The 12,764-nt window shown below is 73.2% G+C and carries 10 protein-coding genes; 1 reads left to right on the top strand and 9 read right to left on the bottom strand.

Going from position 1 to position 12,764, the window contains the following annotated elements:
* Window positions 1-31: 31 nt before the first annotated feature.
* The 8 genes from ACRRSS_RS16240 to ACRRSS_RS16205 form a co-directional block, all read right to left on the bottom strand.
* Complete coding sequence (locus tag ACRRSS_RS16240) at window positions 32-2,377, bottom strand: arylsulfatase (RefSeq protein ID WP_435971841.1); 2,346 nt, start codon at window positions 2,375-2,377, stop codon at window positions 32-34.
* Complete coding sequence (locus ACRRSS_RS16235) at window positions 2,374-3,192, bottom strand: formylglycine-generating enzyme family protein (RefSeq protein WP_435975346.1); 819 nt, start codon at window positions 3,190-3,192, stop codon at window positions 2,374-2,376. The genes ACRRSS_RS16240 and ACRRSS_RS16235 overlap by 4 nt, the downstream gene beginning before the upstream one ends.
* 107 nt (window positions 3,193-3,299) lie before the next feature.
* A complete protein-coding gene (locus tag ACRRSS_RS16230) occupies window positions 3,300-5,261 on the bottom strand; it encodes a dipeptide ABC transporter ATP-binding protein (RefSeq protein WP_435971840.1) in 1,962 nt (653 codons plus the stop codon).
* A complete protein-coding gene (locus ACRRSS_RS16225; protein WP_435971839.1) occupies window positions 5,258-6,133 on the bottom strand; it encodes an ABC transporter permease in 876 nt (291 codons plus the stop codon). The genes ACRRSS_RS16230 and ACRRSS_RS16225 overlap by 4 nt, the downstream gene beginning before the upstream one ends.
* A 2-nt stretch (window positions 6,134-6,135) precedes the next feature.
* Complete coding sequence (locus ACRRSS_RS16220; RefSeq protein WP_435971838.1) at window positions 6,136-7,080, bottom strand: ABC transporter permease; 945 nt, start codon at window positions 7,078-7,080, stop codon at window positions 6,136-6,138.
* A 1-nt stretch (window position 7,081) separates the two neighbouring features.
* Window positions 7,082-8,674, bottom strand: a complete 1,593-nt coding sequence (locus tag ACRRSS_RS16215; RefSeq protein ID WP_435971837.1) for an ABC transporter substrate-binding protein — start codon at window positions 8,672-8,674, stop codon at window positions 7,082-7,084.
* A gap of 301 nt (window positions 8,675-8,975) precedes the next feature.
* Window positions 8,976-9,047: a putative leader peptide gene (locus ACRRSS_RS16210; RefSeq protein WP_327166350.1), complete on the bottom strand. Its 72-nt coding sequence runs from the start codon at window positions 9,045-9,047 to the stop codon at window positions 8,976-8,978.
* A 76-nt stretch (window positions 9,048-9,123) separates the two neighbouring features.
* Complete coding sequence (locus tag ACRRSS_RS16205) at window positions 9,124-10,356, bottom strand: ROK family protein (RefSeq protein WP_435971836.1); 1,233 nt, start codon at window positions 10,354-10,356, stop codon at window positions 9,124-9,126.
* 674 nt (window positions 10,357-11,030) lie between these two features.
* On the opposite strand from ACRRSS_RS16205, the gene ACRRSS_RS16200 reads away from it, so the two are divergent.
* Window positions 11,031-11,975, top strand: coding sequence for a TauD/TfdA dioxygenase family protein (locus tag ACRRSS_RS16200; protein ID WP_435971835.1), 945 nt, complete (start codon window positions 11,031-11,033; stop codon window positions 11,973-11,975).
* 153 nt (window positions 11,976-12,128) lie between these two features.
* On the opposite strand, the gene ACRRSS_RS16195 is transcribed toward ACRRSS_RS16200, so the two are convergent.
* Window positions 12,129-12,500 (bottom strand): cupin domain-containing protein, encoded by a 372-nt coding sequence (locus tag ACRRSS_RS16195; RefSeq protein WP_435971834.1) that lies wholly within the window; start codon window positions 12,498-12,500, stop codon window positions 12,129-12,131.
* Between the last annotated feature and the right edge of the window lie 264 nt (window positions 12,501-12,764).

The raw sequence follows: 12,764 nt of genomic DNA, 5'->3' as shown, positions 1-12,764 counted from the left end.
GGTTTCGCCGCCCGCCCGCGCGCGGGCCGGACTACTCGAAGGCCGCCGCGGCCTCCTTGAGCGCGGCGGCGACGGCCTCGGGCGCGTCGGGGCCGGGGGCGCCGGGCCGGTAGGTGACGGAGCGCAGGCGGCCGGTGAAGCGGAAGGACCGGTGGCGTTCGTGGACGGGCCAGGAGACGGGCGACTTCCGGTCGACGCCGACGCTGATCCCCTGGAAGGGGGCCATGCCGATGAGCTGGTGGACGCTGTCGGGGGTGGCGCGGTGCTCGCCGTCCACGGTGACGGTGAACCGCCAGCGCAGTCCTTCCTCGGCGGCGGCGGTGAGGAGGATCTCGTGCGGGCCGGGGGCGAGGGGGCCGGCGTCGGTCTCGTGGAGGGTGCCGTACTCGTTGTACGCGAGGGTCAGCCGGCCGTTCTCGACGTACAGGCTGTAGCCGCCGCCCTGGTCTCCGTGGGAGACGAGGACACCGTCCCCGGCCTCGTCGACGGCCACGGTGATCTCGAAGGAGCGGAGGGAGACGAGCCGGGAGGAGCGGTACCGCTCCAGTTCCGGGGTGCCGGGCAGCAGGGTGAGGGGGCGGGCGAGCCGCTCCTCGGCGGGGTTGCGGCGGGCGAGGGCGCCGCTGTGGTCGGGCAGCGGGAAGACGCCGTTGCGCCGGGCGGCCTCCTCCCAGGCCTCGGAGAGCTCCTTGACGAGCGCGGGGTGTTCGGCGGCGAGGTCGTGGATCTCGGTGGGGTCGGTACGGATGTCGTACAGCGCCCATTCGGAGTCGTCGTAGGGGGCGCCGGGCCGGTGCAGGGTGACGAGCTTGTGGCCGTCGCGGTAGTGGCTGCGGTTGCCGGTCATCTCGCAGTACTGCTCGGGGTGGGTCGAGCCGTGGGCGGGGTCGGTGAGGACGGGGGTGAAGCTGACGCCGTCCGGTTCCTGGAGGGGGACGCCCCGGCGGGTCTCGGGCCGGGCGAGACCGGCGAGTTCGAGAAGGGTGGGGGTGATGTCGGTGACGTACTGGTACTGGGGGCGCAGCCCGGTGGCGAGGCGGCCGTCCCTGACCCCCTCGGGCCAGGAGAGGACGAAGGGCACGCGGACGCCGCCCGCGTAGGTGTGGCCCTTGTAGAGGCGGAACGGGGTGTTGGAGGCCATGCCCCAGCCCCGGGGGTAGTGGACGAGGCTGCGGGGGCCGCCGATGAGTTCGGGGTCGCGGTCGACGTCGGGGTCCCAGTCGCCGGGGAGGCGGGGGTGGTGGACGAAGCGGCTGAAGTAGGAGCGGGTGCCCTCCGCGCCGCCCTCGCCGGTGCCGCCGTTGTCGGAGGTGAAGACGATGATGGTGTTGTCGAGTTCGCCGAGGGCGTCGAGGGTGTCGGTGAGGCGGCCGAGGTTCTGGTCGATGTTGTCGACGAGGGCCGCGTACACCTCCATGTAGCGCGCGTAGAGCAGTCGCTGGTTTTCCGTCAGGGAGTCCCAGGCGGGGACGTCGAGTCCGGCCTCGCCGTTGCGGGCGGGGAGTTCGGTGCCGGGCGGGAAGAGGCCGGCGGCGATCTGGGCGGCGAAGCGCCGTTCGCGCAGGGCGTCCCAGCCCTCGTCGTAGCGGCCGCGGTGTCGGGCGATGTCCTCGGCCTTGGCCTGGAGGGGGCCGTGGACGGCGTTGTGGGCGAGGTAGAGGAAGAAGGGCTTGTCGGGCTCGTGGGCGCGCAGCGACTTCACCATGGAGATCGCCTGGTCGGTGATGTCGTCGGTGTAGTAGTAGTCGTCGGGGAACTCGTCGATGTCGAGGGGGCTGTTGTCCCGGACGAGCTGGTGCGGGTGGAAGAGGCTGGTGAGCCCTTCCAGGACGCCGTAGTACTGGTCGAAGCCCTTCTGGAGGGGCCAGTTGCCCCGGTGGTCGGACGCGTTGGAGGCGGAGTCGCGGACGAGGTGCCACTTGCCGACGGCGTAGGTGGCGTAGCCGGCGTCGTGGAGGAGTTCGGCGAGGGTGGGGATGTCGTCGGCGATCTCCATGCCGTAGCCGGGGAAGCCGGGGTCGGAGTTGGCGACCATGGCGTAGCCGACGCGGTGCGGGTTGAGGCCGGTGAGCAGGGCGGCGCGGGCGGGTGAGCAGAGCGGCATGGTGTGGTAGTTGGTGAGCCGCACGCCGTCGTCGGCGAGGCCGTCGAGGACCGGTGTGGGGATCTCGGAGCCGAAGGGGCCGATGTCGCTGAAGCCCATGTCGTCGACGAGGACGACGACGATGTTGGGGGCCTTGGCGGGCGGGGTGGTACGGGTGGGCCAGGCGGGTTCGGACTCGGCGAAGGTACGGCCGACGCGGCCGGCGAAGCCCTCGTAGGGGTCGCGGCGGGCGGGGCCGGGCAGGGGCGCGTCGCGGTGGGGGCCGGTGGTCATGCGGGAGCGGGTCCTTCCGGGGGCAGCGAGCGGGCGCAGCGGAATCCGCCGTGGCCGGTCGAGGAGTCGGGGGTGTTGTGGGAGCGGGCCGCGACCCGGTAGCGGTTGCAGTAGGAGGTGTGGCAGAGGTAGGAGCCGCCGCGGATGACGTGCTCGCCCGGGCCGAAGGCGTCCGCGCACCACTCCCAGACGTTGCCGGAGGTGTTGTACAGGCCGTGGCCGTTGGGCGCGTACGCGGTGACGGGGACGGTGCCGATGTATCCGCCGGGCCGCTCGGAGCGGTGCGGGAAGTCGCCGGTCCAGGTGTTGCACATCTCCCGGCCGCCCGGGGTGAACTCGTCGCCCCAGGGGTAGCGGGCGCCGTCGAGGCCGCCGCGGGCGGCGTACTCCCATTCGGCCTCGGTGGGGAGCCGGGCACCGGCCCAGGCGCAGTAGGCGAGGGCGTCGCCGTGACTGATGTGGACGACGGGGTGGTCGGCGCGGCCTTCGAGGTCGGAGCCGGGGCCCTCGGGGGCGTGCCAGGCGGCCCCGGCGACACCGAGCCACCAGGGGGCCTGCGGCACCCGGCCGAGGACGTGGCGGTCGGCGGCGGGGTGGACCAGGAGGTGGAAGACGAAGGAGGAGCCGAAGCGTTCGGCGTCGGTGCGGTGTCCGGTGGCCTCGACGAACTCGGCGTACCGGGCGTTGGTGACGGCGGTGGCGTCGATCGCGAAGGGCGCGACGGTCACCTCCCGTACGGGTCCCTCACGGTCGGCGGGGTATCCCTCGCCGAAGGAGTCGCCCATGCGGAAGGTTCCGCCCGGCAGCTCCACCATGGGGTGGGGCCTCGGGGTGGTCCGGGCGGTGGTCGGCGGAAGGAGCGGGAGGGTCTCCGGCTGTCCGCCGTCTTCCGTGCGGGCGCGGCCCGGGGTGCAGCAGGCGCTCACGCGGACACCGCCTCGGCCGCGACGGGGACGCGTGGGGGCGCGACCGGTGCGGGTTCGGGCGCGGCGGCGAGCAGCGCGCGCGTGTAGGGGTCGCGGGGGTGGTCGCACAGCTCGTCGGCGCCGCCGGTCTCCACGATCCGGCCCTCGTGCATGACGGCGATGCGGTGGCTGACCTGGCGGACGACGGCCAGGTCGTGGGCGATGAAGACGAGGGCGAGACCCAGGTCGCGCTGGAGGTCGGTGAGCAGGCCGACGATCTGGGCCTGGACGGAGACGTCGAGTGCGGAGACGGGTTCGTCGCAGATGAGGACGGACGGTTCGGGGGCGAGGGCGCGGGCGATGCCGATGCGCTGGCGCTGACCGCCGGAGAAGGAGCGCGGGGGCCGGTCGGCCGCGGCCGGGTCGAGGCCGACCCGGCGGAGGAGTTCCGCGACCCGCCCGGCCCGCTCCCCCGGGGCTCCGATGCCGAAGGCGCGCAGGGGTTCCGCGACGATCTCGCCCACGCTCATGCGGGGGTTGAGGGAGGCGTACGGGTCCTGGAAGACCATCTGGACGCGGCGGCGTACGGAGTGGAGCTCGGCGCGGCCGGGCCGGGTGACGTCCTGGCCTTCGAGGAGGATCCGGCCGGCGTCGGCCGGGTGGGCGTGGGCGAGGACCCTGGCGAGGGTCGACTTGCCGGAGCCGGACTCGCCGACGATGCCGAGGGTCTCGCCCGCCGCCAGGGTGAGGGAGACGTCGTCGAGGGCGGTGAAGGAGCGGCGGCCGCGTCCCCGGTACGTCTTGCGGATCCCTTCGGCGGTGAGGACGACGGCCCCGGGGGCGGGCCGGTCGGTACGGGCGGGCGGCGGGGGCGGCGGGAGCGGCTCGTCCCGTTCGGCGGCGGGCAGGCAGGCGGCGCGCACCGTGTCGGTGAGGGCGACCAGCGGGGGTGCGGCGGTGTGGCAGCGGTCCTCGGCGAACGCGCAGCGGGCGGCGAACGCGCAGCCGGCGAGCGGCAGGCCGAGGTCGGGCGGGGTCCCGGGGATGCCGGTGAGCCGGGTGCCGGAGGGGGCGGACAGACGGGGTACGGCGGCGAGGAGACCGGCGGTGTACGGGTGCCGGGGGTGGCTGAGGACCTCGGCGGTGGGCCCGTCCTCGACGACCGTGCCTCCGTACATGACGAGGACGCGGTCGCAGGCGCGGGCGACGACGCCCATGTTGTGGGTGATCAGGACGAGGGCGGTGCCGGTGGTACGGGTGAGGTCACCGAGGAGGGTGAGGATCTGGTCCTGGACGGTGGCGTCGAGGGCGGTGGTGGGTTCGTCGGCGAGGAGGATGTCGGGTTCGCCGGCGAGGGCCATGGCGATGAGGACGCGCTGGCGCTGACCGCCGGAGAACTGGTGCGGATGGTCGTCGAGTCGGCGCTCGGGGTCGGGGATGCCGACGAGGCGCAGGAGTTCGACGGCACGGGCGCGCCGGGCGGCCCTGTCACGGCGGGCGGGCTTGTCGCGGCCGGAGGTCGTGCCGGGGCGGTCGGTGGTCGTGCCGGGGCGGTCGGTCCCGGGGGGCCGGCCGGTGGTGTCGCGGCCGGTGGTGCGGTCCCGGCCCGCGTGGGCGCGGAGGACCTCGTCGAGGTGGCGGCCGACGGTGAGGACGGGGTTGAGGGCCGTCATCGGGTCCTGGAAGATCATGCCGACACGGACGCCGCGGACGGCCCGGAGCCGTTCCTCCCCCGCCGTGACGAGGTCCTCCCCGTCGAGGCGGACGGTTCCGCCGGCGACGCGGCCCGTGCCGGGCAGCATCCCGAGCAGGGCGAGGGCGGTGGTGGACTTGCCGGAGCCGGACTCGCCGACGACGGCGAGGGTCTCGCCCCGGCGGAGTGTGAAGGACACGTCCCGGACGGCGTGCAGCGTCCCTCCGTCGGGGGTGGTGAACTCGACGTCGAGGCCCTGGACGTCGAGGAGCGGTGGGGTGGTCATCGGCGTATCTCCCGGTTCAGTGCCTCGGCGGTCAGGGAGAGGCCGAGGACGAGCGCGGTCACGGTCACGAGCGGTCCGGCCGCGAAGTGCGGGGCCTGGGCGAGGTAGGGCATCGACTGGCTGAGGACCGCCCCGAGGGTGGGTTCGGGAGGCCGGACCCCCACCCCTAGGAAGCTCATCGCGCCTTCGATGAAGACGGCGACGGTGAGGGAGACGGCGATCTGGACGACGAGCGGGTCGGCGGCGTTGGGCAGGATGTGCCGGGTGAGGATCCGGCTGCCCGAGGTGCCGCCGACGCGGGCGGCCGTCACGTACTCCCGGCCGCGCTGGACGAGGATGCCGGTGCGCAGGAGCCGTCCGAAGACGGGGATCTCGGCGAGGGCGATGACGATGATCACGGGGAGCCTGCCGGGACCGAGGACGGCGGTGATGGCGAGCGCCAGGATCAGCCCGGGGAAGGCGAGGACCAGGTCGAAGACGCGCTGGACGACGGTGTCGGCGACCGGGTGCGCGGCGGCGGCCAGCGCGAACAGGCAGCCGAGGACGGCGCCGAGCGGGACGGCGACGGCGATGATGGCGAGGTCCGCGCGGATGCCGTGGAGCAGGCGGGAGAGCAGGTCGCGGCCGAGGTCGTCGGTGCCGAGCGGGTGGCCGGGGGTGCCGGGTCCGGCGAGCGCGAGGGCGCTCTGGTCGGTGGGGCCGTGTCCGGAGAGGAGCGGGGCGAGGAGCCCGGCCAGGACGACGAGCCCCACGAGGGCGAGTCCGGTGCGGCCGCGGACGGTGGCGAGGGCGGCCCGGTAGGGGTGAGGGGTCCTGCGGGCCGGGGTCGTTCCGGCGGTGGCCGGGGACGGCTTGACGGTGTGAGTCGGCATGGTCACTCCCACCTGATCCGGGGGTCGAGCCAGGCGTGGACGAGGTCGGTGAAGAGCTGGACGAGGACGAAGACGGTGACGAGGAGCAGCAGGAGGTCCTGTACGACGGGGTAGTCGCGGCGGACCAGGGCCTGTTCGGCGAGCTGGCCGAGGCCGGGCCAGGCGAAGATCGCCTCGACGAGGACGGCGCCGCCGAGGAGGTTGCCGGTCTGCATGCCGAGGAGGGTGACGACGGGCGGCAGGGCGTTGGGCAGGGCGTGCCGCCAGAGCAGGCGGCGGGGGGCGATGCCGGCGGCGGTGGCGGTGCGGACGTAGTCCTCGCCGAGGGCGCGTTCGATGCCGTCCTTGAGGTAGCGGCCGAGGACTGCGGCGCTGGGCAGGGCGAGGCAGAGGGCGGGCAGCAGCAGGTACTGGACGCCGAGGTCGGGGGCGGTGAGGAGCGGGACGCGGCCGCCCGGGGGCAGGACGCCGAGGAGGACGGAGAAGAGCAGGACGAGGAGGACGCCGGTGACGAACGGCGGGACGGCGAGCGCCCCGGTGGTGAGGATCCGTACGGTGCCGAGGATCCAGCGGTTGCGGGAGGTCGCCCCGAGGATGCCGAAGGCGGCGCCGAGGACGACGACGAGGAACAGGGCGCCGAGGGTGAGTTCGACGGTGGCGCCGAGGCCGTCGCCGATGAGGTCGGCGGTCTGCCCGCCGATCGCGTACGACGGTCCGAGGTCGCCGGTGACGAGGTCGCCGAGCCACTGGACGTACTGGGTGAGCAGGGGTGCGTCGAGGCCGAGGCGGGCCCGGATGGCCGCCTCGGTCTCGGGGCTCGCGTCGGGTCCGGCGAGGACGGCGGCGGGGTCGCCGGGGACGAGACGGAGGAGCGCGAAGACGAGGAAGGAGGCGACGAGGAGGACGAGGAGGGCGGAGGGGAGCCTCCGCAGCAGATAGCCGCGCATCTCAGCCCGCCAGGTAGGCGTCGTCGAGGTTGAGGTAGGCGAACTTGTTGAGGGTGACGCCGTGCAGTTTCTTCGAGGAGACCTGGACGGCACCCCGGATGACGAGGTCGATGATGAACGCCTCGTCGAGGAGGGTGTCGGTGATCTGCCGGCGCAGCGCGTTGGCACGGGCGCCGGTCTCGGGGCTGGTCCAGGCTTCGCGGACGACCTTCGTGTAGGCGGCGGAGCGGAACCTGGAGGTGTTCTTGGCCTCGTTGAAGGGGTAGGCGCTCACCGCGAGGGTGGAGGGCTGGACCTGGGCGAAGCCGTGACTCATGGTCCACAGGCCGGGCATGGACTGGGAGATGAGGTTCTTCTGGGCGGTGGCCGGGTCGGTGGGCTGGAGGGTGACCTGGACGCCGATCTGCTTGAGGTCGTACTGGATCGCCTCGGCGACGGCGGTGTCGCCGGGCAGGTTGATGTGGAGCAGCGGCAGGTCGAGCTTGGGGTGACCGGCGGACCTGAGGAGCTCGCGGGCCTTGCCGGGGTCGTACGTGTAGTGGGTGCGGCCGGCCTCGCTGAAGGCGGGCGAGGACTTGGGCCAGGGGGTGGCGGAGGCGAGTCCGTAGCCGCCGAGGACCTGCTTGAGGATGCGCTCGCGGTCGATGCCCCAGGCCAGGGCCTGCCGGACGGTCCTGTTGTTCAGCGGAGCCACGGTGGTGTTGACGCCGAGGTAGAAGGCTCCGCCTCCGGTGGTGTACTCGCTGATCGCGAGTTCGGGGGTGGAGGCGATGACGGGGAGGTTCCTGCCGGGGACGCTGAAGGAGAGCTGGGACTGGCCGGTGCGCAGCGAGGAGAGCAGGGCGTCCGCCTGCGGCACGACCCGGAACTCGACGGCGTCGAGGTAGGGGCGCTCGGGCTGCCAGTACTTCTCGTGGCGGGTGAAGCTGAGGCCGGTGCCGGGGCTCCACTTGGTGAGCTTGAACGGGCCGGTGCCGTTGAGCTTCTTGCCGGTGACGGCGTCCTCGACGCTGTTCCGGTCGGTGAGGATCATGAACTCGAAGAGGTCGAAGAGGTTGTTCACCGGATGGGCGAGCTTGAGGACGAGTTCGTGGTCGCCGCGCTTCTCGAATCCGGTGACGGCGGCGGCCGTGGCCCTCAACTGGGCTGCCCTGAGCGGGTTCTGCAGGTTCCTGACCGCGAAGACGACGTCGTCGGCGGTGAAGGGGCGGCCGTCGTGGTAGGTGACGCCGGTGCGGAGCTTGAGGGTGATGCTGCGGCCGTCCTCGGCGTACTCCCAGGAGGTGGCGAGTTCGGGCTGCGGCTTCAGCTGGTCGTCGTAGCGGGTGAGCGTGTTGTAGATCAGCCGCTGCTGGAGCGACTGGCCGCTCTGGGCGAAGAGCAGGCTGGGCGTGAAGTCCGAGTTGATGGCGACGGTGAGGGTGCCGCCGCGGCGGGGCCCGGTACCGGCCTTCGCGGCGGGCGCCTCGGTCTCGGAGACCGCCGAGCGGCAGCCCGTGAGGCCGAGACCGAGCAGCAGGGTGCCTCCGCCCGCGGCGCGCAGGGTGGTGCGCCGGGAGAGGGCGGTGGGTGTGGAGGGGGACAGCTCGGTCATCGGTGCCTGCCTGTGAAGGGAGAGCGGAGGCGCACGGGGCGCGTTGATTCGTTCCGCTGCGGAAGGAAAAGGAGGAGGAAAAAGCGGGAGGGAGCCGGAAGGGAGCTCGGGAGGTCGCCGGAGGTCCGGGCATGCGTGGCGCGGCAGATGGACGCGGGACGGCGCGTCGCGCGAAGGAGGCGACCGGTGCGGCGGCCGGGACGGCAGGGGCGCGGTCCGTCAGCGGAGCGCGGACGGGCGGCCCGCCCTCGGCGGAGCCGGAACGGGGTAGGCGTGGCCGGCGCGGTGGCCGGCGCCTGGGTCAGACGCGGACGGCACAGACCGCGCTGGCCTGTCGACAGAGGTCGACGTGCCTGCGGGAGATGAGGCTCATGTCCGGATTCACGGGAGCAATATGACAGCGGCTTCGCGGGGCGGTCAACCGCGCCTGACCGCATTCTGAGACGACATCACCTCTCGCCCTCCAGCGCGAGCAGCTCCTCGGTCGTCTCAAGAGGCCTTCTGAACAGCGGATTCAGCAGAACCGTGCCTGCCGCGACGGGCAGCGTGGCTGGTCCAGCATGTGGACTGACGATGCGTTCGGGATCGTCACAGACGTGCGAGAGGTCGATCGCGGCCCCCCGGATCTCCTCCAGGTACTCCGGTTCGAGGACGCTCGACTGCTCCGTCACGACGACCAGATCGGGGTTGAGGACGTCGAGCAGGAGGGCCACGGCGCGGCCCACCGCGCGGGCGCGCTCGCGCAGCAGACGGTCGGCCCGCCGGTCCCCCGCGGCCGCCGCGTCCACGACCAGGAAGGTGTCCGGCTCGGGCACGATCCCGCGCCGGACGGCGGTGCGGCCGAGGGCCGTGTTCGAGGCGGTCGCCTCCAGGCAGCCCGAACGCCCGCACGGGCAGGGGACCGTGGAGTCCGGTACGGGCAGGTGTGCCACGTCACCGGCCGCCGCCCCGGGCCCCTGGTGGACGATCCCGCCGAGCCCGACGGCCGCGTCGACGACGTTGCCGACGAAGAGGTGGACCAGGCTCCGGCGGGCGGCCGGGCGGCCGAAGAGGATCTCCGACTGGGCGATGGAACGGGCGTGGTTGTCCAGGCGCACGGTGCGCCCGCCGAGGCCGCGGGAGAGTTCGGCGGCAAGCGGACGGCGGCGCCAGCCCAGGGCCTGGTGGCGGACGACCACCCCCTCGGCGGGGTCCACCCAGCCGCCGACCGCGGCGCCGACGCCGAGCAGGGGGCGCCCTCGGGTGTGCGCGTCCAGGAATCCGCTCAGTTCGCGGGCGACGGCGCCGGGCAGCCTGTCCGGCGCGATGCCGTCGTGGGGGTACGTCCGGTGGGCCAGGACCTGTCCGCGGAGATCGACCAGGGCGAAGGTCGAGCCGGGGACACCGAGGTGGACGCCTCCGGCGACCGGCCCGCCGGAGGCGCCGATGTGCAGGTCGACGGGGATCTGGGGCCGCCCCACTCCCCCGCCTCCGGCCAGCTCGGGCAGCTCGCGCAGGAGGCCGAGCCGGGTGAGGTCGGTGGCCTGGCGCGAGACGGCGGCGGGACTGAGGCCGGAGAGCTTGGCGACGGCGCCGCGGGCCACCGGTCCGTGGTCGAGGACGGTGCGCAGGACGGTGGCGGCGTTGGCCTCGCGCCGGCCGTCGCCCGCCATCCGGGGAGCGTGGGGGGAGTTCCTCGTCATGGGTGCCTCTCTGGTCACTGGTTCCGGTCACTGTTGCGGCGATGTGAATTCCCGGGGCGGTCGCCGCCGGGACCGTCGGCCTGCCGCGCGCCCCGGCACCGTGCTCGGCCCGCCCCGCCCGTGGCGGGAAGACACCGCAGGTCAAGGCCGGTTGGGCGGGGCGCGGCGGACCGGGGTGGCCGGGCCGCGCAGGCGCCGATTCAACCATCGGTGGCGGTCGCCCGGGGAGCGGACGGGCGCTTGACGTCCGGTGGCGGCCGCTGCGAGTCTCCGGGACATGTTCGCGACCTCCTCCTGTACCGCCGTCTCCGGCGCCTGATCCTCGCGACCCCTCGCGTGATCGGCTCCCCCGGTCCCGCCTCCGCACCTCTCGCCCGATCCGCGGGGCTCCCCGCCCGCCGTTCGGCAGGTCACGTCCCGTCGGGGCCTCGCGGGCCTCGCCCCACCGCCTGACCCACCTCGACTCCGGTGACCCTCCGGAGAGACTCACGGCATCCCACCGATCTCTCGGGATCCCCCAGCCTCTCGGGATCCCACAGATCTCTCGGGACCACACGGATCGCGGTGGGTCCCGTCTGCCCCACGGGCCCCCACGGGACCCCGCACAGCTTCATTAATTCCGCTGCGAAATTAATTACGACCGGGCCCTCCCCGGCCCCACGAAAGGACCCGCCATGTCGACCGCGACCAGCACCCTCACCGTCCAGAAGGTCGGCGGACGCCTCGGCGCCGTCATCTCCGGCGTCCGCCTAGGCGGCGACCTGCCCGCCGAGACCGTGGCCGAGATCCGCGCGGCGCTCCTCGCCCACAAGGTCGTCTTCTTCCGCGACCAGGACCACCTGGACGAGGAGGCCCACGAGGCCTTCGGCCGGCTCCTCGGCACGCCCGTCGCCCACCCCACCGTCCCCTCCGCCGACGGCCGATACTCCTTCCCGATCGACTCGGACTACGGCGGCCGGGCCAACCAGTGGCACACCGACGTCACCTTCGTGCCCGCCTACCCCGCCTTCTCCATCCTGCGCGCGGTCGTCATCCCGCCGTACGGCGGCAACACCCTGTGGGCCAACACGGCGACCGCGTACGCGAACCTCCCCGAGCCGCTGCGCGCCCTCGCCGACAGCCTGCGCGCCGTGCACTCCAACGACTACGACTACGCCGCGCTGCGCCCGGGCGTCCTGCCCGAGCAGCTCGCACGCTTCCGCGAGATCTTCGCCTCGACGAAGTTCCTCACCGAGCACCCGGTCGTACGGGTCCACCCCGAGACCGGCGAGAGGACGCTGCTGCTCGGCAACTTCGTCCAGCGGATCAGCGGGCTGACGGGCGCCGACTCCCGCGCGCTCCTCGGCCTCTTCCAGTCGCACGTCGAGCGCCCGGAGAACACCGTGCGCTGGCAGTGGCAGGTCGGAGACGTGGCCATCTGGGACAACCGCGCCACCCAGCACTACGGCGTGGACGACTCCGACGACCACGTGCGCAAGCTGCGCCGCGTGACCATCGACGGTGACGTGCCGGTCGGCGTGGACGGCACGTCCTCGGTCCTGCTCGCCCCCGAGTCCGTCCCGGACCCGGCGTTCGGCATCGCCTCGGGCAGCTCCACGGAGGAGCCCGCCTCCGTGTGACGACGCCGAGCGCGCACCGCTGCTCCGGATCGGCGCGTGGGCGCCGACCCGGAGCGATGGCGACGCGCTGGGGCGGGTCGGCCCGGCGCTTCGGCCCCGGGCGGGTGCCGAGTCGCGGGTCGGCCCGGCGCTTCGGCCCCGGGCGTGGTGCCGTCAGGAGCCGGTCGGGCGCGCGTAGTCGACGAAGCCCGTCCAGTCCACGGCGACGCAGGGCTCGTCACCGATCACCCAGGCGTCGTGACCGGGCTTGACCTCCATGTAGTCCCCCGCCCCGAACTCCGTCGAGTCACCGTCGTCCATGACGACCTTCATCCGGCCGCTGACGACGTATCCGACGTGCGAGGCCTCGCAGCTGTCGGTGCCGGCGAGCGGTTTGATGTGCTTGGACCACTGCCAGCCGGGCTCGAACACCGCGCGCCCGACCGCGCCGCGCTCGCCGGTGACCAGGTCGAGCCTGCCCTTGCCGTCCTCGAAGGGGCGGGTCTCGTCCGCCGCGTCGAAACTCTTCTTCACAATGCCGGTCATCATCCGCTCCCGGCGGTGGAGGGGTCGGTCCCCGAGTCCACTTCCAGGCTACGCCTCGAACACCACTCGGCGCCGCGCATGACAATGCGTCGTTCCGTTCCCTTCCGCACCGCACTTTCTGTTGAACAGAGATCGCCTTTTGGTGGTTCCCCGCACATCCGAGGCTCGAATTCTGTGCGCACCCCTTAACGGGCAGACCTACACATAAAGGCCAGATAAGCGCACAATGAAGCAGCGGCATCATGTGCCGCACGTGCGCTCACA

Origin of the sequence: Streptomyces sp. Qhu_M48, assembly GCF_051305195.1 — a bacterium.
Taxonomy (GTDB): Bacteria; Actinomycetota; Actinomycetes; order Streptomycetales; family Streptomycetaceae; genus Streptomyces.
This window is presented reverse-complemented; position numbering and strand designations above follow the sequence as displayed.